The sequence below is a fragment of the Shewanella psychromarinicola genome, assembly GCF_003855155.1.
Lineage (GTDB): Bacteria > Pseudomonadota > Gammaproteobacteria > Enterobacterales > Shewanellaceae > Shewanella > Shewanella psychromarinicola.
Genome location: NZ_CP034073.1, coordinates 1,944,707 through 1,971,000, shown reverse-complemented (window position 1 = coordinate 1,971,000; position 26,294 = coordinate 1,944,707). Strand labels below are relative to the sequence as shown.

Here is a 26,294-nt window from a genome sequence, read left to right as displayed (position 1 = left end):
AATGGTATGAAGTTAATCACGGCTTTGCTGGTCGATGCACCACAGCTTTACTAATACGCGTGGCGCTAAGGCTTGCTGTATCCAAGCTGATGTTGAACCACCTTCTGCTCAAAACGCGCTAATACCTTGCAGGTTAATGGCATGACCACAACATGAAATATCTTGGTGGATTTCGCATACCTCTTCACATTGCACAGACTTAAATCATTAGCACTGGGAGTCGATTAAACTTATCAACCCAATCGATGCTGAAAACCGCTGTTAACTGACGAGATATCAACCTGGATCCATTTAATTAACCGTCAACCCCTAAAATATGATTATAAATCTCCACCACACTTTCTGTTTTTTGCTGCACGCTTTGCTTGGATAATTTACTGGGTAATTGTTGCAATGTCAGTTCATGATTCTCGTCGCGGAGCCAGCAATAGGTTTGAGTTAACTGCTGGGCTTGCATGATAGGCAATAACTCCAACTCAGCTAATACTTCAAATATACGCACATTATCAGACCAAATGGTTAACTCTTGATATTGGTAGGCATAGGCTAAGACTAGGTACTGAGCGATAAATTCGATGTCAGCAATCCCACCAGCACTCTGTTTTAAATCAAATTGCCCTGGCTCAACGCGGAGCAAGTGCTCACGCATTTTGATACGCATGTCCCTGACGGCTTTGGCCAATACCACTTTATCTCGCTCTATTTGCAAGACTTGCGAGCGTAGCTCACTAAAGCGTCCTGCCAGCGAATAATCACCAAACACAAAACGAGCCCGCACTAAAGCTTGATGCTCCCACGTCCAGGCTTCTTGTTGTAAATAGGCACCAAAATGCTCAATTTCACTGACTAACAAGCCAGATGCGCCAGAGGGTCGTAAACGCATGTCGACTTCATATAATTCACCCGAGGTTGTGCGGGTGGCAAATAAATGCACAATTCGCTGCGCCAGTTTTAAGTAAAAGTAGCCATTGTCGATCGGGCGTTTGCCATCTGTAGTGCCAGAACCGGTATGACCGTGTAAAAAAACCAAATCTAAATCAGAACCATAACCTAGCTCAATGCCACCGAGTTTACCGTAACCAATCACCGCAAACCCCATGTTGCTAGGGCTAGTTTCCTCGGGAATACCGTGGCGAGACGCCACTTGATGCCAAGCTTGCAGCACGACTTGCTCGATAATGGCTTCGGCTAAAAAGGTTAAATGATCACTTACCTGCATCACAGGTAAAACGCCAGTCACATCGGCGGCAGCAATCTTGAGCTGTTGAGACAATTTAAACTGCCGCAACGCTTCCATTTGCTGTTCCATGTCATCTTCTGGTACCCGTAACAAGTACTGACGTAATTCGCTAGGGTAATCATCAATCGAGGTAATGTCATACAGCTGCGACGGATCAATTAACTCATCTAGCAGCATCGGGAAATTGGCCAGCTCGCGCGCAATCCAAGGACTTGCACAGCACAAACTGACTAACTGCTGTCGAGCGCCCGGGTTTTCACACAAAAGCTCTAGATAAGTGGTACGGGTTAAGATTTTATCCAGCACTTTTGACACAGGTTTAAACGCTTGACTCGGTTTAACTTGATTGACTAATTCTTCCAGCAACTTAGGCATTAGCTTATCGAGCGTTTCACGTCCTCGCGGCCCGATAGAACGTTTGGACACCGTTTGATGCCACTCATTTAATAGTGGCCATAATTCGGCATCATCGATTTGTTGCTCTTGCAACAAGGCATTAGCGTGTTCATCTTGCTGAATATTCCAAAATAAACAGGTCCAATGATCATTATGTTCGTGGCTGTCAGCCCCGCCTACTGTGTCATTGAAGTGACCATGAATGGTTGCCATCGCCTTGTTGATTTTTTGGCGAAGTGCCGCTTCGTCTTCTACCCCTAGCGGGTAACATAAACGCTGCCAATCGAGTTCATTATTGGGCAGGGTTTGCGTTTGTTTATCGTCAATGGCCTGCAATAAATTCTCCACGCGACGCAATAAAATATAACTGTGTTTAAGCTCATCGACGGCTAAATATTCCAACTGCCCTAGGCTGTACAAGGTATCAATGGCGCCAAATAAACTTTGCTGTCGCAATGCAGGCTCGCGTCCGCCACGGATCAACTGAAAACTTTGCACCACGAATTCGACTTCACGGATCCCGCCAGCACCAAGCTTAATATTGTCAGTTAACTGACGACGCCTAACTTCTTGGGCAATCAGTTGCTTCATTTTACGCAGTGATTCAATGGCAGAAAAATCAATATAACGCCGATAAACAAACGGGCGTAATAAATCATGGAGCTCGTCACAATAGCCCGACCAAGGACCAAGCACTCGCGCTTTGACCATGGCATAACGTTCCCAATCGCGACCTTGCTCTTGGTAATAGTCTTCTAACCCACTAAAGCTGACCACCAAAGGACCACTTTCACCATAAGGACGTAAACGCATGTCGACCCGAAATACAAATCCATCTACAGTCACTTGGTCGAGTAGATTAACCAAACGCTGGCCCATGCGAATAAAAAATTGTTGATTGTCCTGAGTCCGTCGACCGCCAACGGTTTCACCATGTTCTGGAAAGGTAAAAATTAAATCGATATCAGATGAAAAATTAAGCTCACGTCCGCCTAATTTCCCCATCCCCAAAATCAATAAAGGTTGTGGCTTACCTTCTGCACTCATCGGTGTACCGTATTGCTTACACATCTCTTGGTATAACCAATCTCGCCCAGCAATAACCAATGCCTCTGCTAATGCAGACAAATCGAGTAATGACTCTTCGACTGGGGTGTAATTTAAAAAATCACGCCACGCTAAGCGAACCATTTGCACATTACGATAACGACGTAAAACCGATTTAACTTGTTCTTCTTGCGTTAATTCCGCTAACAGCGAATGTAACCCAGCATCAAACTCACTGCGCACAACATCATCTAATAAGCCATTAAATAACTGCACAATCCATTCTGGATGACGGCAAAGTTGCTCTCCCATATAATCACTCAAGCCAAATACGGTCTTTAACTCTTGCTGTTGCACGGCGGTCAGTGCTGTTTTAGCTTCAGGCCAAACATCACAGAGTCTTAACCAGTAACGATCTGCACTGGCTAACATCGCGGCAGATAATACCTTGTCACCTTGGTTTTGCATGGCAATAATGATCCCTAAAGAAATGAGTGTTGGACATATTATGTCGCGAGTGGTATATCTATCAGTCAGTCTAATGTTCAGATTAATATCATTGACACCCAGATTACTATAACCTGTGTCATATTGAATTAGCACATGAAAAATCTACATTTGGAGAAAACATGGTAGGTCACCTCCCCCGTGTACTCACATTGATAACCGTATTGTTTGTCACGTTAACCCTTGGCGGTTGCGGTGATAACAGACCGGAACAAATTGCTCAGTACCAGCAACTTGCCCAACAACGTCTTGATCTGTTGGCTAGTTCGCTCAACAACAATCAGCTGCGTAATGCGACATTACTCAAACAATACTGCCGTATTCTCGCTCAGCGTCAATCCGATTTAACCCCATTGCTGGAAGAGTTGGCTAAAGATGCTGGCACAGAAGGTCCAATGTTTACGTCATTAACCCGTCGTAATAAAGACTTAAACAACAGCGCTAACTTTATTGATTTAGACCAGCAATTAGCTGAAGCACAGAATATTTATCAAGCCGCCGACAGCAGTTTGTATAACGATATGCTGTCCGATCCCGTCAATGTAGTTGCCGATATGTCTAATGGGAAACTGGCCAGAGTCAATGCTATCAGCCGTGAAGCTGAAGCGCTGGCAAATGGCTCCGAAGGCAGTGGTGCTGGTAGTCAGCTGGTGGGCAATCCGTCTTACGGTAGTTGGCAAAATAATTCAAGCGGCACCTCAATCTGGGCTTGGTATGGCATGTATGCGATGTTTTCTAACTTCTCTCGTCCAATAGGTTACGGTCGTTGGTCAGGTAACCGTGGCTACAGCTACTACAATGATGTAGGACGTTACCGTTACACATCACCAAGCCAAGCGACCTCGCAAGCAAAAACCTTTGAACAAACCAAGAAACGTTTTAACAGCCAAGGGAAACGATTCGATAGCCCTTATGCCAAAACTCGAACAGGCTCAACAAGCTTGTCACGTCAAAGTGCGAGCGTACCCAAAGCCAGTAGCACTACCCAAAGCGCGAGTAGAAAATTCCGTTCGAGCTATTCAAAAGACAGTAGTTTCCGTAACTCAAGCAGCCGCACTAGTCGCGGTGTTAGCCGTGGAAAATAGGTAAGGACTCACCATGACATTTTTTCAAGAATATGGCTTAACTCAACATTTGGCGATTATTTTAGCCATTGATTTAACCATCGCTATAATTTTACTGGCGTTGATGCGTTATTTGCAAGGTTGGAGCATTAAAGTCAATAGCAGTGCTGAGCTTGCAGAGCGCGACAATTTTGCGTTTGGTATTAGTACCGCAGGTGCGATCGCTGCATTAGGGATTGTGCTTACAGGGGCCATCACTGGCGAAGCTGCACCGTCTTATTTAACCGAAGCTATTGGCATGTCGGCTTACGGCTTGTTTGGCTTAGTGCTAATTAAATTAGGCCGGTTTTTACATGATAAAATAGCCTTAAATGAATTTGCTAAGAACGATGAAATTCTTAAAGGTAATGTCTCTGTTGCTGTGGTTGACGCCGCGGCTGCCATTGCCACTGCGATTATTATTCGCGCAGTATTAATGTGGGCAGAAGATCTTACCCTAGATACCTTTATTGGTATTTTTAGTGCATTTTTAATCTCACAATTGATGCTAGTCATACTCACTCGATTACGTGAAAAACGTTATGCTAAACGTAATCAAGGCGCCTCAATGCAACAAGCATTAACCCAAAATCAAACCGCATTAGCACTACGTCACAGCGGCTATATGATAGCGATGGCGTTAAGCTTTAAAGCGGCCAGCCATTTCATTGTTTATGACCCAAGCGCCCATTTAAGCAACATTATTAGTTGGTGCGTTTTTTCACTGATCATGCTGGTGGTGTTATCGCTGTTGATCGCCATAGTGAAAAAACTGGTGTTAGCCGGTATCAATCTGGCTGAAGAAGTTGAAAAACAACACAACATTGGTATTGCAGCCGTTGAAATGGCAATTAGTATTGCTGTTGCTCTTATTCTTACGGCGTTAATGGCTTAATTTATGACAACACCTTTGCTCGATGATCTTCCCGTTAACACAACACCGGGGGACCCACAGCAAAGTTCCCTTCCCTCCCGTGAAGTATCGTGGCTTGATGATGCCTTATTGCTCGGCATCATGGCCTCGCTGGCGGGATGCGGTCTTATTTATGAATACTTATTATCGCACTATGCGGGGCGTATTTTAGGCGCGCTAGAAGCCGCTATTTACACCATGATAGGTTTGATGATTGTGTCTATGGGCGTAGGAGCATTTGCCGCCCGTAAAATAAAATGCGCATTCACAGGCTTTGCCATGCTCGAGTTAACAGTAGCACTGTGCGGCTCGTTTGCCATTATTGTTACCGCTGCGGTCATTGGGTTTGGCCAACAACTTCCTTTAGCTATAGCCAATACGCTGGGTCTGCCTCCTGATCATTTACCCAATGGCGGCTTTATTGCTGGCCTGCAAACCCTCAGCAAATACTTACCTTATGTATGGGGTGTATTGCTTGGGTTAATGATTGGTATGGAAATTCCGCTTATTGCTCGCGTTCGGCAATCCTTATCTGAAGCGCACTTACTGCATAATGCCGGCACCATATATGGTGCCGATTACATTGGTGCAGGTATAGGCGCGGCTATTTGGGTCGGCTTTATGCTAGCCATTGATATTCAATTAGCGGCTGCGCTAACCGCAAGTGTTAATTTACTCGCTGGACTAGTATTTATTTGGCGCTTTTGGGCCAAAATTCGTCATGTTAAATGGCTGCTTATTGGCCATATTATTGCCAGTGTTGTGATTGGAATTTTAGCGGTTAAAGGCCCTAATTGGGAACAACATTTTAATAATCTATTGTATAAAGATCATGTAGTGTATGCCAAAGCAACCCGGTTCCAGCAGCTCAACTTTACTGAGCGTTTACGTGGTGGAGGGTTAGCGCCAGTTTATAATTTATACATCAATGGGCGTTTGCAATTCTCTAGTAGCGACGAGCATATTTACCACAGCTTTTTAGTTCATCCAACATTAGCGGCCAGTGCCCGGCACAATAACGTGCTCATTATTGGCGGCGGCGATGGTTTAGGCTTAAAACAAGTGCTCAAATGGCAACCTAAAGCGGTTACATTGATGGATTTAGATCAAGACTTGTTGAGCTTATTTACATCACCGCCAGCAGATATGCCGCAACGTTTGAGCGATGCATTACTAGCATTAAATGGAAATTCGTTAAACGATCCACGATTAACGCTGGTCGTTGACGATGCGTTTAATGGGGTTGATAAGCTGATCCAAAAAGGCCAAATGTTTGATGCCATCATTGTTGACTTACCCGACCCAAGCCATCCTGACTTAAACAAACTCTATTCGGATTTATTTTACCGAAAACTCAATGAGCTGCTCAGCGCCGATGGTGTCATCACAGTGCAATCAACCTCCCCCTATCATGCACGCAAAGCGTTTATGTCTGTTGGCAAGACACTGACTGCAGCAGGATTTAATGTAAAACAGTATCATCATAATGTGCCTAGCTTTGGTGAATGGGGCTGGAGCATGGGCAGTAAAATGGGCAAAAACCCACAACAACGACTCGCGACATTACAGACACTACCAGTGCCAGAAGAATGGTTAACCCCAGGCTTAATCAAGGCTTCATTTGAATTCCCGGGTGATTTTTATGATGATATCGATAGCATTAACGTAAACGAAATTGGTTCATTACAGCTGTATCATTACCACCTAGCAGCTTGGTCAGAATATGAAGTAATTAATCTTTTTTAATTGAACCAGATAGCGCTTGACATATTATGTCTAGATGCTATCGTTACTCACAGACATAATATGTCAATTAAGGACAAATATGAACATCCATACCATTGCAAGTCACCTAAATGGACTTTGCGATCAAAGCAAAACCGGTTTTCAGTTTGATTGTTATCCGATTGACGGTGATGTTGAAGTGTTACAAGTCAATATTGTCAGCCGTGAAGAAATTCCGGTGTTTGTATCAGTAACTGACAACCAAATATTGTGTATCAGTTATCTGTGGGGCGAAAACGAAGTAAACCAAGATCGCCGCGCTGAAATGTTTGAGACCATGTTAGAGCTCAACATTCCAATGCCATTATCATCATTTGCGAAAATCGATGATAAATATGTGGTTTACGGTGCTTTGTCTGTGCAATCAAGCATGGAAGAAATTGAACAAGAATTAGCCGTTCTGTCAGACAACTGTCTGGAAGTTATCGACGAACTCGTCGAATTTTTAAACTAAGGAGCCAATTATGGGCATTCTAAACAAGATTCTTACAGCGTTTCGTGGTGGTGCAACCGAAGTTGGCCAGACTGTCGTTGACGCAAACTCAACCCGTATTTTTGAACAAGAAATTCGTGATGCAGAAAAGCATTTAACTCGCGCAAAGCGTGAGTTAACTGATGTCATGGCAAAAGAAATGCAGGCCAGTCGTGAAATTGATCGCTTAAAGCGCAGCGTTACCGAACACGAGGGTTATGTGGCCCAAGCGCTAGACAAAGGTAATGAAGCATTAGCTATTGAAATTGCTGAAAAGATTGCTCAGTTAGACGAAGAGTTATCCGAACAACAAACTGCCAATGACAGCTTTAGTTCCCATGCGCTGCGTTTAAAAGACTTAGTCAAAAAGACCGAGCGTCAGTTAAATGATTACCAACGTCAATTAACCATGGTTAAAACCACTGAAAGCGTGCAAAAAGCAACCGCGACTATTACTGACTCGTTTGCCTCAAGCAACTCTAAACTGCTTAATGCTAAAGATTCACTTGAGCGTATCAAAGCACGTCAACAGCAGTTTGATGACCGCTTAAAGGCGTCAGAAACATTAGCGGATGAAAGTAGCGACAAGTCATTACATGCCAAACTAGCTCAAGCAGGTATTGGTGAGCAAAAGTCGAATGCCAATGCCGTGTTAGATCGCATCAAAGCACGAAAAGGCTAGGCGAATATGGGATTTCTTAGCGGCCTATTTGGCAAAAAAGAAGCCCCGAAGCGCCAGCTTGACCATCCCAATAAACTGCTCAAGGGTGATATGATCACCTTTGATGACAGTTTTGCTTTGCCTACGCAATTGCGCGGGCAACAGCTTAAGGTTGAGGGTATTCATACTTATGAATACCAGCGCTCGCAGCTTTGTGAATTCTTATTACGTGGCCATAGCGGCAGCGCAATTTATTTATCCTATATAAAAGAAGATGAACCCTACTTAAGTATTTCAATGAAAATCAATCGCGCGGAGGTTGAACAATTGTTTGATCTTGAGGCCTTTGCTGAAATATTTGAAGAACCAGGCAAAGCAACACTCAGCGTGCAAACGCTTCCCTCCGAGCTAAGTGCTGAGTGGGATAAATGGCTTAGTGATGAATATCATCAAGTCGAGTTTGGCTGTTTTGGTTATTTTCATCGTCAAGATTATCGAGACCTTAAACCGCCTCAAAATGACGATGATGCCCGCGGTGAAGGATTTGAAGGCTATAGTTTAGTTAATTCTGATGACTCTCACGCCGTGGATATTGAAGTTTACGAAAGTGGAGATACCGAAGTGATGTTAACTTTATATCGACCACTGACCGATATTAGAGAGTACTGGCCAGCAAGCTGATACAGCTAGGAGACGATTTTCGAATGAGCTCAGGCAAACCGTTACCAGAGAAATGGCTTAAAAACCAACAAGCGGCAAAAGCGACTCAAGTGGCTTTTGATCTGGACGAGAAGTTTCAATACTCTATCCGAAAAGCGGCCTTAGACAAAGGCGTAAGTCCTTCAGACCAAATCCGCACTATACTCGGACTGTCAGTATCTAAACGTCCTAAACGCCCCCGTTTGACCGTATCATTAAATGCTGAAGACTACGTGATTTTAGCGCAAAGATACGGTTTAGAGAGTGAATCACAGCTGGAAATCAAGAAACGGGTATTAGATGACCTAGTCCATTTTGTTGATACTAAATCAGCAAAATAAACACGGTTTTACGCTAATTATGCCAAATAAAAACAACGCACTAGACTCCTGTCTTGTGCGTTTTTTTGTTATGATAAAGCTAATCAATTAACAAAGCCTATCGGTTAACGAACGTAAGCGGACTTAACGACCCCTAACGCTGGATAAGTGAGGGGATAAATCGTTAAAAACGGTTTGGTTTTAAGTCTGCAATATTAAGCTTGCCATCTGTTTTGCCAACAAGGTGTATTGACGTATCAATAGCGGGCTTATTGTTAGTTGATACCACTCCGGTCGCGCAACAAAGGCTATTTGATAACCATTTATTATCCAGAGTTGAGGTTAACTACATGCTTGGATCTAAAGCTTGGTCGCTAAAAAATGTCGATGGTCCTAGCCCGTTCGAACTTGCGATGATGGTGTTATCATTAGTGTCAGTGGTCATAGTGCTCACCATTACCTTTGGTCGATTAGACGCCGAAACCAACAAAGTGCTGCTGTATATCGACAGTGCAATATGCATGGTTTTTATGAGTAATTTTTTTGTTGGCTTATTTAAAGCACGCAGTAAAACCTACTACCTCCAGCATCACTGGATAGACTTTATTGCCAGCATCCCTGCCATTGAACCATTGCGATTTGCACGCATATTCCAAATATTACGCGTGATCCGACTGATCCGCATGAGCCGATCTTTATTAATCCCATTATTGCGCCAACGAAAACAAACAACGCTAGCCAGTTTACTGGTGGCAATGATATTAATTTTGGCCGCCGCATCGGTGCTTATTTTATTGGTAGAAAGTGCAGAACCTAACGCCAACATCCAAACCGCAGAACAAGCAATTTGGTGGGCATTAGTGACCATATCAACGGTTGGTTACGGTGATTTTTATCCCGTCACTACGGTCGGTCATATCATTGGTGGACTGGTGATTATCAGTGGTGTTAGCTTTTTTGGGGTTATCTCCGGTTATATGGCATCTGTTTTCGTCGCCCCAGATGAGCAAGAACGTAATGAAGCACAAGAGGCTCAAGAAGCCCATAAAGCAGAAATCAATACCAAGCTAGAATTAGCCCTTGAACGCATGGAACAAAATCAGCAGCAAATGCTCAAAGAGATCACCACATTACGTAACCAACTCAATCAGCGAAAATAATCCCAACTCGGGATAAGAGATTAGATAAAACGATAAAATGGGATTATTTCAAGTCGGCAATATCACACTTGCCATTGATGTTGCTAACAAAGCGCATTGACGCATCTATGGCAAGTCGATGTAATAATAACAGCAGAAAAGAAGAGCGGTTTGATAATCGTTATGATTCTAAACTGAGGTTAAATATATAAAGCCCAAAGTAATCACTTACTTTGGGCTTTATATTTGCAGCTAAACAACGGTCAAGCTAACGATTTACTTTCCAACCAGCTTCTGCCACCAAGATAATGACTCACCACAATTGGCTAGCGGATGATAGCTAGAGTCTAATGCAGGTAAACCAATAATATTATTACAATTTCCTTGCTTAGCCGCGCCTGTTGTGCGGTCAAAATAACCATGGATCACCCCATTAACCGGCAACATACGTAAACTGAGTGGAGGACGTTCACGTAAAAAGGCTTGATACACTGCCATTGCGCCGCTGCTGCCGTACAAACCGGTTTTACTGTTATCGTCTTGACCGACCCAAATTGCCGCTACGTTACGCTCATCAAACCCAGCAAACCATGAGTCACGACTATCATTACTGGTGCCCGTTTTTCCTGCTAAACGCACGCCAGGAAACGCACGGCCTAAGCGTTTAGCCGTACCACTAAGCACCACTTGATTCATCACATATTGGACTAAGTAATCGGTCGCAGGATCAATCGCCATTGACGATGGCACACGACTGACATCTAATGCTTGGTTTTGACTGTCTAACACCGCGGTAATCGATGATAACTTACGGTAACGACCTTCATCAGCAAGGGTTTGATAAACTTGAGCCACCATTAATGGTGAACCATTTACGGCGCCTAACAACATGGATGGATAAGGTGAAATATCATCAATCCAACCCGACTTTTGCAATGTGTTAGCAACGTTATCCACTCCAACAGCCAAACCGACATTGACTGTCGGAACGTTCATTGAATCTTTAAACGCACTTAATAAAGGTACTTGACCAGTGAACTTTTTATCTACGTTTTTAGGCGACCAGGTTTTACCTTGCTCATTTGTTAGCGTGATCGGTTTGTCATCAATTGGGGTCGCTAAAGTGAATCGATCACCTTGGCGTAATGCACTTGCATACACGAATGGTTTAATTAACGAACCGATTGGACGTCTAATTTCTACCGCACGATTAAAGCCATCATAACTGGGTTGTCTGTCACCCACCATGGCTGCAATGCCGCCGGTATATTTGTCCGTTACCACCATGCCAACTTGAATATTTTTAGCCCGTTTATCCAATGACGCCATCGTCGACAATACCGCTTTTTCTGCGGCTTCTTGAGCCATAGGATCTAACGTGGTGTATACCTTCACCCCTGACTGCTGTAATAACGTATCGCCGTAGCGCTCACGAAGTTCCTGTTTTACTACCGCAAAGAAAGCTGGCAATTTTTGGTGTATTGACTTTTTCTCACTGCGTAGTCCTATAGGCGACTCTGCTGCGGCTTTATATTGTGCAACAGTCAATTGGTCATTTTCCATTAATATACGTAGCACAAGATCTCGACGCTCTTGAGCACGATCAGGATTACGCCAAGGATTGTAATAAGAAGGCCCTTTGATCACTGCCACCAAAAAGGCTTGTTGCGACACCGTCAGCTCACCGATTGGGCGACCAAAATAAAATTGTGACGCTAACCCCATACCGTGTACGCCACGCGCCTTATCTTGGCCCATGTAAACTTCATTCAGATAAGCTTCTAGGATTTCATCTTTGCTATAACGAAAATCAATAATCAATGCCATTATGGCTTCACGCACTTTACGAACAATTGAGCGTTCACTGCTTAAAAAGAAATTTTTGGCTAACTGTTGGGTTAAGGTTGATCCACCTTGCACAGTGCGACCGGCAGAAATGTTAACCATAGCAGCACGAGCAATGGCCAGTGGGTTCACGCCGTAATGATCGTAAAAGCTGCGGTCTTCAACCAAAATAAGCGCATCGATGATCATTGCAGGCATCTCTGACGCCGGCACAAATAAGCGGTCTTCACCATTGCCAGCAATAATCCGATCGAGTAATACCGGTTCTAAATGAAATACAGCTAATTCACGTTTATCAGACATGCGGTTAACCGAGCTAACCCCGTCAGAGTCAAAACTGATCATCACTCGCTGTTCAGCTTGATTACCTTCGGGATGTAAAAACGGTCGACGCCATAATTCAATACGAGTGCTAGAGGCAGAAAACTCACCAACTTGACGTGGGTTTGACACTTTACGATAACCCAGTAACTTAAGTTCGGCCATTAACTGAGGATGGTTGATCGCAGCACCTGGATATAATGCCATTGAGCGACTAAAAACTTGGGCAGGCAAATGCCACTTTTGGCCTTCAAACTTTTGCCCAATAATTTGATCTAAATAAATAGCATAAAAGCTCACAACAGCAATACCAACGATTGATAATTTCCATGTGAGAGACCAGAGTTTTTGCCTCCAAGATGGGCCACTGTTTTTTTTGGTTGCCGAAGACTTTTTGGTTTTTTTAGTCATAAATAATGGTTTCGTTTTCCATATAACACTGAATTAATTACATGTTGTTAATAAGCGACATGGCTTATTTACACGCCTGGAGTTTTCTTTTTAGTAAATTTTGTCGCCACAGTATTGACCGGATCATCTGGCCATAAATGCCTTGGGTATCGGCCGCGCATTTCTTTTTTAACGTCTACGTAAGGGCCTTGCCAAAAACTGGCTAAATCCGCCGTCACGGCTAATGGTCGTTGTGCTGGCGACAACAGCTCCATAGTCACGGTCATTTTGCCGTGTAATATTAATGGGCTTTGCGCTAAGCCCAACGCTTCTTGTAACCGTACACTTAATAATGCTCGGCCTTGTTGCTCATGGTTATGATAAAAATGTCCGTCAGCGTCAAGGGGCATCTGGTAACGGATCGGCGCACGAGTCCCCGTAGCCATAGGCCAATGCGTCGGAACCAATTGTTCTAATAATTGTTGCTGTTGCCAGTTGAGTAAGTTTTTCACCAATCCATAAGCACCAACCTTAGCTAACGCAGTCAATGAACTGACGTTGTCTAAATAGGGCCCAAGCCAATCTTCGAGTGTAGCCAACAAGTACTCATCGCTTAAACAAGGCCACTCATGCTCTGGAGCATAGTGTCGAGCTAATTCAACCCGATATTGTAACTGGATTAATACTTCGTCACGATTAAGGATTGTTAACCCTTTTATGCGGATTTGTGCTAATAATGCGGCGGTAATTTGTGCCCGAGCAGGTGTAATACCAGTGTCGGTTTTAATAATAACCTCACCGATTTTGGTGTGTTTTTCAGCAAAGAACCGCCCTTTTGCATTATCCCATCCACCTTGAATGTGAGTGGTGACTAACGATGCAAGCTCTGCAGTAAACAAGCGCTCATCCAGCCTTGCGGCGAGATAAACTTGCCCAGCATTACGACCTTGAGTCTCTTGGAAGTCAGCAACCACTAACCAAGGTTCATGAGCCAAACTATCATCTGCACTGATCACCACGCCGGTACCATTACTTAATAAAAAGCCCTCATGACCGCGAGCCTTAGCAATACGATCCGGGTAAGCAAGTGCTAACAAATAGCTAATATCACGTGTGGATGCATTACGTATTACGTCACTCACCTGACCTGATATCGATAAGGATTGTTGCCATTGCCTGACTTGCTGTTTAATCTGCCCCTGCAGGGTCTCTGTCAAATAATGATGAATATCAGCGCCTTTTTTAGGCAAGCCACGGGCTTCAATAATGCCAGCCAATACGCATGCCAGTAAACAAAGTTGAGGCTGATCATTATGCCGCGCTAGTTGTTTGGCTTTTAGGAGCATATGCGCTAAGCGCGGATGGCAACCTAATGCATAGGCATCACGGCCCAAAGAGGTTAATTTTCGTTGCGGGTCAATCAATTCAAGTTGCTGAAGTAATTGCCAGGCAACTTGCTCGTGGATCGGTGGTGGTGGCGTTAATAATGATAACTCAGCAAATGATGTCACCCCCCAACTGGCGCAATCAAGCGCCATTGAAGTCAACTCGGCTTGAGAGATTTCGGGCTCATCGACTTTGCGCATTCGCCCTTGTTCTTCTTGGCTCCATAAACGCACACAATACCCCACAGCTAAACGCCCTGCACGCCCACTACGCTGAATAGCAGAGGCTTGGCTAATGCGCCTGAGCCCTAAGCGTGTCACGCCGGTTTTAGGGTTAAAACTGGCTTCACGTCGATAGCCACTGTCAATAACAAGGGTGATCCCTTCGATAGTTAAGCTCGACTCAGCCACATTGGTGGCGAGGACGATTTTACGTTTACCGGGTTCTGCTGCACGAATGGCTTGATCTTGCTCGGCAGAAGACAAATCGCCGTACATAGGACAGATAAGCCATGACCCATCTAAGCGTTGGCGCAATAACCCTGCAAGTTTACGGATTTCACCTTTACCGGGCAAAAAGGCTAATATACTGCCTTGTTGATAGGCCGCTAACTGAGTCGACTCAATAGTATTGATAATGACCCGAGACATATGCGTAAGCCACAATTGTTGGCTCGGGCAAGGTTGATACGCTATCTCAACCGCAAAACTGCGACCATCGCTGTGGATCTGCGCGGCGTTGGGCATTAACGTGTCTAAAGGTAAACCAGACAAGGTGGCTGACATGGCGATAATGTGTAAATCGTCACGTAATGATTGCTGCACTTCTAATGCTAACGCTAAGCCTAAATCAGTAGCAAGGTGTCGTTCATGAATTTCGTCGAAAATAATCACATCAATCCCGCTAAGCTCAGGATCATGTTGGATCATTCGGGTCAGAATACCTTCAGTGACTATTTCTAATCGAGTATGTGAACTGACTTTTGATTCACCGCGGACACGATACCCCACCGCTTGTCCAACGGCTTGCCCCAATTGTTGAGCAATAAATTTGGCGACATTTCGGGCAGCAACTCGGCGTGGTTCTAACATGAGAATTTTGCCGCGAATTTCAGGCCAAGCTAACATGGCTAATGGTAATGCGGTTGACTTGCCTGCCCCCGTAGGCGCCTCGAGAATAATTTGTGAGTGAGTAGCAAACTGCACTCGCAACGGCTCAAGGACGGCTTGAATAGGCAGTGTCGTGGAGGCCAATGGTTTGGGGTGCAGTAATGCTTGTTTTGAGGTCAAGGGGGTTAACTTTTACGGCGATTCTCTGGCAGGCATTTTACCCACATTTGAACTAATCTGTCATTAATTGACGATTTCACCCGCAAATTAATTAACGTCACTCAGCGGTTCACGGCAAACCACAACACTTATATTAACCAAGGAGTCCGTAAACCGTGTTGTAATTGGGCTAATCGAGTCGGTTTATTAATGGCGTAACCTTGAGCATAATCGACGCCAATATTTTTGAGGTATAGCCCTATTTCTGTGTTTTCAACAAATTCGGCAATAACTTCAAAATCCATATCTTTGCCAAGCTGACAAATAGCTGAAACGATCGCTTTGTCACTGCGGTTTTCGCATAAATTCACCACGAATTGGCCATCAATTTTAACATAATCCACATCAAGACATTTCAAATAAGCAAAGCTCGAAAAACCTGAACCAAAATCATCTAAGGCTATCTTGCAACCAAAAGGTCGTAATAAATCAATTAATCCGGTGGCTTGATCTAACTGGCTTACAGCTGCGGTTTCAGTAATTTCAAAACATAATTTACTGACCAGCTCAGGTTCAACCATTAAGCGCATTTCGAGCCAATTCATGAATTTTTTATCCGCCAGCGACATCGCCGACAAATTCACTGACACCATAGAAAGCTGCTCCCATGTGGCTAAATTATTTCCGCCCCAGTTCAATAAATTATCTATCACCCAACGGTCGACTCGAGGCGCTAGGTTATAACGCTCAGCAGCAGGCAAAAACACCCCTGGTGATATATATTGGCCATCGCTGCGAACCATCCGCAGCAAGATTTCCATGTGTATACCCGTCTCTGATTTAACTAACGGTTCAATTAATTGATAAAACAACTCAAACTGATCCAATGCTAGCGCGCCAGTAATATCAACAGATGCAAGCATTTGGTTATACATAATGTGCATTTGCGGATCGTCAGGATTATAAAAATGCCAACGGTTACGGCCTTCTTCTTTAGCTAATCGACAAGCGGCATCAGCCTTACTCATCACACCATATATATCTGGATCAACATAATTGACTTTGGCCATACCAATGCTGGCACTGATATTGTGTTTAACACCTTTCCAAATAAATTCATGATCAAACAATTGCTGACAAATCCGCTTGGCAACTTGTTGTGCTGATGACATATCTGAGTGGAGCATCAATAAGCCAAACTCATCACCGCCTAAACGTGCGACGATATCTCCTTTACGCAATAATTGTTTTAACCGCGTAGCCACTTGTTGCAATAACAAATCGCCCGCTTGATGGCCACTAAGATCATTCACCACCTGAAACTGATCGAGATCGAGAAAGGCAATACATGCCGGTGGATGATCTTCGTCGTTTAATAACTCTTCGAGCATATTTTCAAACTGTAGCCGATTAGGGAGTCCGGTCAGCACATCATGATTTGAATGGAACGATAATTCATCGGCAAGTCGATAGCGCTCGGTAACATCTTCAATCATTAACAATAACTGTTGCTGTTTATTAAGCGCATGGCAAAAGCTAAACTTATACCAGTGGATTTGAACGCCATTTCGCAGCGGCACTTCACACCAGGCTTGGCGTAAAATACCTTCTCGGACAATATGCAATGTATCTAGGAGCAGAGGATGATCATCTTTAAGTAACAAATCAAATAAACTCTGCCCTATGGTAATGGGCAAATTATGTTTACTCACATCATTTTGCAGTACCACATTATTGTGTAGATCAATCAGCGCACAGGCCATCGGCAATAATTGAAACAGTTCTTGATACTGTTTATCTTTATTATCAAGAACTACGGCTAAACGACGTAACTCAAGTGAAGAGGCCAATTCATATGCGGTATCATCGAGTAACTTTTGTACAAAGGCACAAGGATTTTCATGCTGACAAACATCATGATTAGCATCTGATACACACAAAGTCCCTAAAACAACTTTGACATTGCCAACGTGTAAAACGGGACTTAGAGCAAGGTGCTTACAATCAATATCCAGGGTCGTCAGTGTGTCTAGAAGCGGAATTAATATTGGGTTTTCGTCGGCTGCAGTAAAACATTGTTCAGGGGAACAGGTATAGACGATGGGTTGATGATTATAAAATAAGGAGCTGCACAGTGATCGATTATCTTGTAAATGTTGGCTAAACAGGGCCTCAGATGCAGGTGAAGCACCAAAATGACTGACACATTGTTGCTCTAACGTATCGATAATATCAGTATCAACCGCAAATAATTTATCGTATTGACTCGTCAGCACAAATGCTGCACTGCATTCTAGCCTTTCACAGACTAATTGTAGTGCCTGATTAAGCAGTGATAACACCGAAGTATTATTGCCTTCAATAGGTCCATTTGTAAAAACACTTTTCAATAGTTGCTGGGTACTATTGGCCATTCATCAACTCAGTCAAGGTTAGCAATTCAATTTGCTTGGGAATAAAAAAACATGCGCTATATTATCGTTAACATTAGCCTAAGTGTAGTTTAGTCACTCACAAATAACGATATATGTTTATATCATGCTGTATTGATAATCGATTCGGGTTAGGGTTACAACTTATTACTAATTAAGGATAACCGAATGCAAACCACCTCTTCGCGAAGATTGTTTGTCGGTTTTAGCTTAAAAAAATCACAAATAGAACAAATATCTACGCTACAGCATAGGGTTAAGCTATTTTTGAACAATGATGCGAAGACCATAAACAACACCAATTTACACATGACTCTTGGATTTTTAGGTCCGGTAGATCCTACCCGTTACGCCAGTGTCATCGATGCGATTGGGTTGATGCCTAAATCTATTTTTAATCAACAGCTTGATACCCTAGCTTTATGGCAATCAGCACAGTTAATCTGTTTAAAAGGACAAGCAAGCGAACCGCTATTAGCCATGGCACAATCGCTTACATCGATTGCCAAACACCACAACTTATTCATCAGCCAGCACCAATACACGCCACACATTAGCTTATTTCGTCATGTTAGCATGACGGATTTACCCATATTGGGATGCATGACAAACTTACAGTTAACGCCGACACATTTACATTTGTACCAATCCATAAATTGCTCGGAGCAAATTAACTATTCAGTCCTCAAAAGTTGGCCGTTACTGCACAAAAAATAAAAAACCGTCGCCACAATACGTGAACGACGGTTTTTATTACGTTTAAAACAAAATAACTAGTCTTTTAATAATTCAGCTATGGTCAATACACCATGGGTGGTCGCGCCTGCTGCCCATAATGCAGAGGCAGATGATTCAAATGCGGCAGCTAAGTCTACGTGTAACCAGTTAGCTTGTGGTGACACAAAGCGCCATAAAAAACCGGCCGCATTTGATGCCCCACCCGCGCCACCACCTTTGACTGGTCTGCTATTGGCGGTATCAGCATAGGCTGATGGACACATATCTTTATGCCATTCATCTAACGGCAATGGCCATACATTTTCTGATACTGCTGCCGCGCGCTGCTGTGCTAATTGTAATGTTGCCGTTTGTGGTGAAAAAATCGCATTATAATTTGAACCCACGGCCATCACTGCTGCACCGGTTAAGGTTGCCGCATCGATAATTAAGCCTGCACCCGTTTCTGATGCTGCTTGTAAACCATCAGCCAAGACTAAGCGCCCTTCTGCATCGGTATTGACGATTTCAACCGTGGTGCCATTCTTATAAGTTAAGATATCACCTAATTTAAAGGCACGACCACTGATTAAGTTTTCCGCACAGCATAGAAATAGCTTTACGCGTTTATTCAAACCCGCCTTCATCGCTAATCCCAATGCCGCAGTGACGGTGGCGGCGCCACCCATGTCACATTTCATCGCTAACATACCTTCTGATGACTTAAGGCTATAACCACCTGAGTCAAAAGTAATACCTTTGCCTACTAGGGCAACCGATACCGGGGCATCGGCTCCCAATGGATTAAAATCGAGTTCTAATAATGCAGGAGGACGTTCACTACCACGACCCACAGCATGAATACCGACCCATTTTTTCGCTAATAATTCTTGGCCTTCAACAATACTGAAGCTGACATGATCGCCACCAATATGTTTTAACCAAGCAGCTGCTTGTGTTGCTAAACCGACTGGCGATAAATCTTCAGGTGTATCATTAATCAACTTACGGGCAAACAGGGCCGCTTCAGCACGTTGTTTCAACGTTGCTTTATCTGCATCACTGCCACACCAGTTCACTTCGTATCCCGCTTTAGCCGTCGCAAAACCTTGCGCAAATGCCCACTGTGAATGTAAATTCCACAAGTCACCGTCTAATTGCACATAATTAATACCTTGATTACGCACTTTCCTTGCTGCCATTTGCACTTGGCGCAGTTCATCGTTGCCAGATAAATGGATCGCCGCTTGAGCGCCTTGGAAGGTCACATCAGCCTTACCCCAATGAGCAGCAGGGGCTTGGGTGGTGAGAGTAACTGTCATAATGTCCATAATAATCCCTTGTTGTAAGTCTAATAACACCAATACTCGCGCTTAACCACGAGTTAATGGCAGTAGTGTAGACAAAACATAATCGATAAACCACGCTAAAGTTTGTTAGCATTGTTGTAAATCAACTCATTAAATGAGTAATCGATGAAATTTACCCCCGAATTAGAATCAGGTGTATTAATTAAACGTTATAAACGTTTTCTCGCCGATATCATGCTACCAAATGGCCAAGCGATCACGATTTATTGCCCTAATACGGGGTCAATGAAAAATTGTTTATTTCCAGGTGAAAAGGTGTGGTTTTCCACCTCAGACAATCCAAAACGTAAATATGCCCACACCTGGGAAATTATGCAGACAGATCAGCAACAGCTGATTGGTATTAATACCAATCGTGCCAATGCGTTAGCAGAAGAAGCAATCCATAAGCAAGTTATCACTGAACTGCAAGGTTATGACAAATTAAAACGTGAAGTAAAATATGGTAATGAAAATAGCCGTATTGATATTTTGCTCACTAGCCAAAACCGACCTGAGTGCTATATTGAAGTGAAGAGTTGTACTTTGCTAGAAGGCCAAGAGGGTTATTTCCCTGATGCCGTGACCACGCGAGGACAAAAGCATCTGCGGGAGCTGAGCCACATGGTGGCATTAGGACATCGTGCGATATTATTGTTTGTGGTACAACACAGTGGCATAACAAGTGTTAGACCCGCACGACATATTGACCCTCAGTACGCAGACTTACTTCAACAAGCAGTATCAAATGGCGTTGAAGTGCTAGCATATAAGACACAATGTTCATCTCAGGGAAGCCTTATCACCACCCCTTGTAAAGTGATGGTGTAGATAAAAAAACTCAAATACTGAGTAAAAAATTTGCCTAGCCATAGAGTTTCTGCTATAGATAGCGGCGATAAATTTTAGACGCCCTTAAAACGCAAATGATTACAGGAGATGCGTTATGCCTGAAGGCACGAAAAAACTTGGCGTACTCGCTATCGCCGGAGTAGATCCTTACCAGGAATCCGCTGGTGAAGAGTATATGAATATCAAGCAACGTGGTCACTTTACATTGATCCTCGATGCATGGCGTAACCAATTGCGTGAAGAAGTCGACCGTACGTTAACTCACATGCAAGATGAAGCTGCAAACTTTCCTGATCCTGTAGATCGTGCAGCACAAGAAGAAGAATTCAGCTTAGAATTACGAGCTCGTGACAGAGAACGTAAACTGATCAAAAAGATTGAGAAAACTTTACGGTTAATCAAAGAAGACGATTTTGGCTTCTGTTACTCATGTGGTGTCGAAATAGGTATCCGCCGTCTCGAAGCTCGCCCAACAGCCGATCAATGTATCGACTGTAAAACACTTGCAGAAATAAGAGAAAAACAAATGGCGGGTTAACCCGTTACCAATAGGGCGAGATTATCTCGCCCTATTTGCTTTGTAATTTAGTCACATCACATGTAAGTGACGGTAATGACAGTGCGATATTAATGAATAAAAAATACTCCACAAAATAACATGAGTATCACTTCCTACGTTGGACGTTTTGCACCATCACCTTCAGGTCCACTGCATTTCGGTTCACTCACGGCTGCATTAGGCAGTTATCTTCGCGCCCACAGTCTGCAAGGCCAATGGCTGGTCCGCATAGAAGATATCGATCCCCCACGAGAAGTCCAAGGTGCAAGCGATAATATCCTCCGCACACTTGATGCCTACGGTTTGCATTGGCATGGCACTGCACTATTTCAACATCAACGTCATCAGGCTTATCAAGATAAAATAGACCAACTCATTGCCAGCGATGATGCTTATTATTGCCAATGCACACGTAAGATGATCCAAGCCAATGGTGGTGTATACGATGGCCATTGTGGCCGACTGCAGCCTAAGTTGACACAAGGTGCGATCCGGATTAGAAATTACGCTAAAATCGATCGCTTTATTGACCAGCTTCAAGGCCATGTACTGGTCGATAACACCTTCGCCGAAGAAGATTTTATGATTAAACGCAGCGATGGTTTATTTGCATACCAGCTCGCCGTTGTGCTCGACGATGCTTATCAAGGTATCACTGAAGTCGTCAGAGGTTGTGATTTACTTGAAGCCAGTTGCAGGCAAATAAGTTTATTTACTCAATTAAATGCTACCCCACCTGATTGGCTTCATTTACCGCTAGTCTGTGCACAAAAAGGCGTTAAATTATCAAAGCAGAATCACGCGCCCGCCATCGATATCATTCGCCCACAAGCCAGTATTAATGCTGCTCTTGCCTTTTTAGGCCAACAAATGGTTGATGTAGATTCGGTAGAGGTCATGCTTAAACAGGCAATAGAACAATTTGACCTAAGTACCATTCCAGCACAAAAAGAAATTGTCTTAACGACAACAAACAACTAAGTATCGTCATCGTTCGGCGTACATGATTGCATTAAGATTGCATTAAGCCCATTTTAGCCCCGCGACATGTGTACTCATTTGGTCACATTTAATGTATTATACCCGCCAGATTTTTAATCAAATTATTCTAGCATTTCGAGGTGTATTATTTTTCGCCGTATTAGCCAATTCTGTAAACAGCTATTTGAAGACAACAAAGTAGCTCCAGTACTTGAAGACCCCATTCAAGAAGATGGCTTACGTCTGGATATCATCTCCAGAGATGGCCATTCGATTTCACGTCGCCAAATTAGTGAGAACGCACTCAAAGTGCTCTATCGTCTTAATAGGTCAGGCTATAAAGCTTATTTAGTCGGTGGGGGTGTGCGTGATATTTTATTAGGCCTTCAACCGAAAGATTACGACGTTGTGACTAACGCCACGCCAGACGACATTAAAAAACTATTCCGTAACTGCCGTTTAGTTGGTCGTCGCTTTAGACTGGCACATATCGTTTTTGGGCGTGACGTCATTGAAGTGGCCACTTTCCGCGGCCACCACAGTGAAACAAACGACAACGTATCGAAATCAAATGCTGAAGGGCGTTTACTGCGTGACAATGTCTACGGCGAAATTGATGAAGATGCTGAACGTCGTGACTTCACTATTAACGCGCTGTACTACGACATCAGCGACTATTCTATTCGCAGCTATGGCGGTGGAATAGACGATCTCAAGGCTCGGACGATTAAGCTTATTGGCGACCCCGATACCCGTTATCGCGAAGACCCTGTCCGCATGCTGCGCGCCGTTCGTTTTGCCACTAAACTTGATATGCAAATCGACGCCGTTACCGCGGCCCCAATTAAAGCACTCGCACCATTATTAAAAGATATCCCTGCAGCACGCATGTATGAAGAAGTGTTAAAACTGTTTTTTGCCGGCAAAGCTGAAGCCAATTATAACATGATGCAACGCTTTGGTTTATTCGCACCCTTGTTTGCACAGGTCAGCGCACTCATTGAAGAGTCGCCTAAAGGACATGCCGCCAAAATGCTGCAAGCCGTTATGCGTAATACCGATATCCGTGTTAATGAGGATAAAACGGTTACCCCAGCATTTTTCTTTGCTGCCATATTGTGGTATCCGGTAAAATACCGAGCCGATGATATTGCCATTGAAAGCGGGTTAACCCACTACGATGCACATGTTGCCGCTATGGGTGATGTGCTTGAACAACAATGCCTAACGATTAGCTTACCACGACGCTTTAGTACCCCTGCCCGCGACATTTGGCAGCTGCAACTGCGCTTAGAACGGAGTCAAGGCACGCGGGCATTTAAACTGCTAGAACATCCTAAATTTAGAGCCGCTTACGATTTGCTACTACTGCGTGGTGAAGCTGAAGCGGGCAATACCGCCAAGATAGCTCAGTGGTGGACAACGTTTGTAGAAGCAGATGAAACTGACCGTAGCGACATAGCTAAAAGTGTCAAAAGCAGTAATAGTCGCAACAGAAATGCACCACAGCGTAAGCGTCGTCGTAAACCAGCAGCCAAGCCTGCGGAAGAATAACCACCATGGCGGTTCAAGTTTATGTCGCCTTAGGCGCTAATTTAGCCGAGCCAATACAACAACTCAATGTTGCAGTAACGGCGCTAAAAGCATTGGCGGTAAACGACACGTTTGTGGTCTCAGCTTATTATCGTTCCAAGCCTATGGGTGATGTTGTTCAGCCAGATTATGTCAATGCTGTCGCTGGGTTTCATACCACCCTATTGCCGATTGAATTACTTGATGCCTTGCAAGATATCGAGCAACACCAAGGGCGTGTTCGGCTTAAGCGCTGGGGACCTCGCACCCTAGATTTAGATTTGTTACTGTATGGTAATCAACACATAAGCAAACCTCGACTCTGTGTGCCTCATTACGGCATGAAGCAACGCAGTTTTGTGTTAGTACCATTGGCAGACATCGCGCCATCGCTAACATTGCCTTGCAATACAAGCCTTGAAAGTCTTATTAGTGTGAAAATGCGTGATGAATTGCAAAAACTTATCGATTTAAGTTGATCTTAACGGCCAGAACATTAAGCTCGGCTTTTAGTATTTCAATATTGTTTTAAGAGTCTATTATGTCAAAAGTCACCAGTTCGACCCTAATCAAGTTCAAACAAGAAGGTAAAAAGTTCACCGCATTAACGGCCTATGACGCCAGTTTTGCCGGCGCCTTTGACAGCGAAGGTGTGGATGTACTTTTAGTAGGTGATTCACTTGGTATGGTGCTTCAAGGCCATAATGATACCTTACCGGTAACGATTGCCGATATTGCTTACCATACAGCTTGTGTCAAACGAGGCGTTTCGCGTGCATTGCTCATCGCGGACATGCCGTTTATGAGTTATAGCACCCCAGAACAAACCATGACTAATGCTACAACGCTAATGCAGGCGGGTGCCAGTATGGTTAAATTAGAAGGCGGACATTGGCTACTTGAAAGCGTAAAAATGTTAACCGAACGTGGCATTCCAGTATGTGCTCACCTAGGATTAACCCCGCAGTCGGTGCACGTGTTTGGCGGATTTAAAGTGCAAGGTCGCGATGTTGATAGTGCTCAACGTATTCTAGATGAAGCCAAAGCAATACAAGCTGCAGGCGCGCAATTATTAGTGGTTGAATGTATTCCGGCTTCGCTGGCTAAAGCCATTACTGAAGCGCTAACCATTCCCGTTATCGGTATTGGCGCAGGTGCAGACACTGATGGCCAAATTCTTGTTATGCATGATGTGTTAGGCATTTCCAGTGGCTATATTCCTCGTTTTTCAAAAAACTACCTTAAACAAACAGGTGAAATTCGTACCGCTATTAAAGCGTATATTGATGAAGTAGCAAACGGCACTTTTCCAGCTGAAGAGCACACATTTAATTCATAATGCGCATTAAATAACGGCATTGTTTTTCCATTAAGGTTTGAACAGAAAATGATTACCACCTCCGCTATTTCAACCATTCGTGAACACGTTAATGCTTGGCGCCGCAAGGGCGAAACGGTTGCTTTTGTGCCAACAATGGGCAATTTGCATCGAGGTCACATCGCCTTAGTAGATGAAGCCAAAAAGCGTGCAGACCATGTGGTGGTATCTATTTTTGTTAATCCTATGCAGTTTAGTGCCAACGAAGATTTAGACAATTATCCTCGCACACTCGCACAAGACAGCGAGCTGCTTATGGTTGCCGGAACAGAAATACTCTTCACTCCAACACCTGAGATCATGTATCCCAAAGGGTTAGCACAACAAACATTTGTTGAAGTACCCGACATTGGCGATCAATTATGTGGTGCAAGCCGCCCAGGGCATTTTCGTGGTGTGGCAACCATAGTCACCAAACTGTTCAATATTGTGCAACCTGACATTGCCTTGTTCGGCCGTAAAGATTTTCAACAATTGATGATCATCAAAACCATGGTTGAAGATTTATCGATGCCAATTGACGTAATTGGTGTCGAGACTATCCGAGAAAAATCGGGTCTAGCCATGAGTTCTCGTAACGGCTATTTAACCGCCGATGAAAAATACTTGGCAGCAAGATTAAAACAAGTATTAGATAATATTATTCACGCTATTCAACACGGTGAAGCAGCACAACAAGCTATCACGAAAGCTGAACGAGACTTGATTAGTGCTGGTTTTACGCCCGATTATCTCCAAGTGAGAAATGCAAACACCTTACACCAAGCGACGGCAGCAGACACTAAGCTAATTGTTATTGCGGCCGCGTATCTCGGTAAAACGCGCTTAATCGACAACGTGCTATTTTCTCGTCATTCGAATTAGCCACCACCTATGAAATTATCCAGTTTCAGCTTAAGCCCATTAAATAACAAAACAAATATTATTTTTTATTGAAATTTCTGTTGTCAAAAAACTGGTTT

Annotated in this window: 21 protein-coding genes; 16 read left to right on the top strand and 5 right to left on the bottom strand. The window is 43.8% G+C overall.

Features of this window, described 5'->3' with window-relative positions; all coding sequences use genetic code 11:
* Positions 1-295: 295 nt before the first annotated feature.
* Positions 296-3,151 carry a bifunctional [glutamate--ammonia ligase]-adenylyl-L-tyrosine phosphorylase/[glutamate--ammonia-ligase] adenylyltransferase gene (glnE, locus tag EGC80_RS08555; protein WP_164839441.1) on the bottom strand — a complete coding sequence of 952 codons (2,856 nt, stop codon included), beginning with the start codon at positions 3,149-3,151 and terminating at the stop codon, positions 296-298.
* Positions 3,152-3,312: 161 nt separating this feature from the next.
* Here glnE and EGC80_RS08550 point away from each other — a divergent pair, with 161 nt between their 5' ends.
* The 8 genes from EGC80_RS08550 (at position 3,313) to EGC80_RS08515 (ending at position 10,303) form a co-directional block, all read left to right on the top strand.
* Positions 3,313-4,275 carry a hypothetical protein gene (locus tag EGC80_RS08550; protein ID WP_124012434.1) on the top strand — a complete coding sequence of 321 codons (963 nt, stop codon included), beginning with the start codon at positions 3,313-3,315 and terminating at the stop codon, positions 4,273-4,275.
* Between the two features lie 13 nt (positions 4,276-4,288).
* Positions 4,289-5,188 (top strand): DUF350 domain-containing protein, encoded by a 900-nt coding sequence (locus EGC80_RS08545; protein WP_101034204.1) that lies wholly within the window; start codon positions 4,289-4,291, stop codon positions 5,186-5,188.
* A gap of 3 nt (positions 5,189-5,191) precedes the next feature.
* A complete protein-coding gene (locus EGC80_RS08540) occupies positions 5,192-6,952 on the top strand; it encodes a polyamine aminopropyltransferase (protein WP_233768622.1) in 1,761 nt (586 codons plus the stop codon).
* Between the two features lie 79 nt (positions 6,953-7,031).
* Positions 7,032-7,445, top strand: coding sequence for a YjfI family protein (locus EGC80_RS08535; RefSeq protein ID WP_101034203.1), 414 nt, complete (start codon positions 7,032-7,034; stop codon positions 7,443-7,445).
* A gap of 10 nt (positions 7,446-7,455) precedes the next feature.
* Positions 7,456-8,145, top strand: coding sequence for a PspA/IM30 family protein (locus EGC80_RS08530; protein WP_101034202.1), 690 nt, complete (start codon positions 7,456-7,458; stop codon positions 8,143-8,145).
* A gap of 6 nt (positions 8,146-8,151) precedes the next feature.
* A complete protein-coding gene (locus EGC80_RS08525; protein WP_124012435.1) occupies positions 8,152-8,805 on the top strand; it encodes a hypothetical protein in 654 nt (217 codons plus the stop codon).
* Positions 8,806-8,828: 23 nt separating this feature from the next.
* Positions 8,829-9,164 carry a hypothetical protein gene (locus EGC80_RS08520; RefSeq protein WP_101034200.1) on the top strand — a complete coding sequence of 112 codons (336 nt, stop codon included), beginning with the start codon at positions 8,829-8,831 and terminating at the stop codon, positions 9,162-9,164.
* A 329-nt stretch (positions 9,165-9,493) separates the two neighbouring features.
* On the top strand, positions 9,494-10,303 hold the full coding sequence (locus EGC80_RS08515; RefSeq protein ID WP_101034808.1) for a potassium channel family protein: 810 nt from the start codon (positions 9,494-9,496) through the stop codon (positions 10,301-10,303).
* Positions 10,304-10,558: 255 nt separating this feature from the next.
* Here the strand turns inward: EGC80_RS08515 and mrcB are convergent, their stop codons facing one another.
* From mrcB to EGC80_RS08500, 3 genes are all read right to left on the bottom strand, one after another.
* Positions 10,559-12,859 (bottom strand): penicillin-binding protein 1B, encoded by a 2,301-nt coding sequence (gene mrcB / locus EGC80_RS08510; RefSeq protein ID WP_124012436.1) that lies wholly within the window; start codon positions 12,857-12,859, stop codon positions 10,559-10,561.
* A gap of 68 nt (positions 12,860-12,927) precedes the next feature.
* The gene (gene hrpB / locus EGC80_RS08505; protein WP_233768621.1) at positions 12,928-15,513 is read right to left on the bottom strand and encodes an ATP-dependent helicase HrpB; all 2,586 of its coding nucleotides are present in this window, start codon (positions 15,511-15,513) and stop codon (positions 12,928-12,930) included.
* A 128-nt stretch (positions 15,514-15,641) separates the two neighbouring features.
* Positions 15,642-17,906 carry a putative bifunctional diguanylate cyclase/phosphodiesterase gene (locus EGC80_RS08500; protein ID WP_101034198.1) on the bottom strand — a complete coding sequence of 755 codons (2,265 nt, stop codon included), beginning with the start codon at positions 17,904-17,906 and terminating at the stop codon, positions 15,642-15,644.
* Between the two features lie 186 nt (positions 17,907-18,092).
* Here EGC80_RS08500 and thpR point away from each other — a divergent pair, with 186 nt between their 5' ends.
* Complete coding sequence (gene thpR / locus EGC80_RS08495) at positions 18,093-18,641, top strand: RNA 2',3'-cyclic phosphodiesterase (protein ID WP_101034197.1); 549 nt, start codon at positions 18,093-18,095, stop codon at positions 18,639-18,641.
* Between the two features lie 56 nt (positions 18,642-18,697).
* Here the strand turns inward: thpR and pepB are convergent, their stop codons facing one another.
* Positions 18,698-19,972 (bottom strand): aminopeptidase PepB, encoded by a 1,275-nt coding sequence (gene pepB / locus EGC80_RS08490; RefSeq protein WP_101034806.1) that lies wholly within the window; start codon positions 19,970-19,972, stop codon positions 18,698-18,700.
* A gap of 144 nt (positions 19,973-20,116) precedes the next feature.
* Here pepB and sfsA point away from each other — a divergent pair, with 144 nt between their 5' ends.
* The 7 genes from sfsA (at position 20,117) to panC (ending at position 26,196) form a co-directional block, all read left to right on the top strand.
* Positions 20,117-20,821, top strand: coding sequence for a DNA/RNA nuclease SfsA (gene sfsA / locus EGC80_RS08485; RefSeq protein WP_124012437.1), 705 nt, complete (start codon positions 20,117-20,119; stop codon positions 20,819-20,821).
* A gap of 115 nt (positions 20,822-20,936) precedes the next feature.
* The gene (gene dksA, locus EGC80_RS08480; RefSeq protein WP_101034195.1) at positions 20,937-21,380 is read left to right on the top strand and encodes an RNA polymerase-binding protein DksA; all 444 of its coding nucleotides are present in this window, start codon (positions 20,937-20,939) and stop codon (positions 21,378-21,380) included.
* Between the two features lie 120 nt (positions 21,381-21,500).
* A complete protein-coding gene (gene gluQRS / locus EGC80_RS08475) occupies positions 21,501-22,382 on the top strand; it encodes a tRNA glutamyl-Q(34) synthetase GluQRS (protein WP_101034194.1) in 882 nt (293 codons plus the stop codon).
* 252 nt (positions 22,383-22,634) lie between these two features.
* Positions 22,635-23,936 (top strand): polynucleotide adenylyltransferase PcnB, encoded by a 1,302-nt coding sequence (gene pcnB / locus EGC80_RS08470; RefSeq protein WP_164839545.1) that lies wholly within the window; start codon positions 22,635-22,637, stop codon positions 23,934-23,936.
* 5 nt (positions 23,937-23,941) lie between these two features.
* On the top strand, positions 23,942-24,433 hold the full coding sequence (gene folK, locus EGC80_RS08465; RefSeq protein WP_124012438.1) for a 2-amino-4-hydroxy-6-hydroxymethyldihydropteridine diphosphokinase: 492 nt from the start codon (positions 23,942-23,944) through the stop codon (positions 24,431-24,433).
* A 62-nt stretch (positions 24,434-24,495) separates the two neighbouring features.
* Complete coding sequence (gene panB, locus EGC80_RS08460) at positions 24,496-25,293, top strand: 3-methyl-2-oxobutanoate hydroxymethyltransferase (RefSeq protein WP_101034191.1); 798 nt, start codon at positions 24,496-24,498, stop codon at positions 25,291-25,293.
* A gap of 48 nt (positions 25,294-25,341) precedes the next feature.
* Positions 25,342-26,196 (top strand): pantoate--beta-alanine ligase, encoded by an 855-nt coding sequence (gene panC, locus EGC80_RS08455; RefSeq protein ID WP_124012439.1) that lies wholly within the window; start codon positions 25,342-25,344, stop codon positions 26,194-26,196.
* The last annotated feature ends 98 nt before the right edge of the window (positions 26,197-26,294 follow it).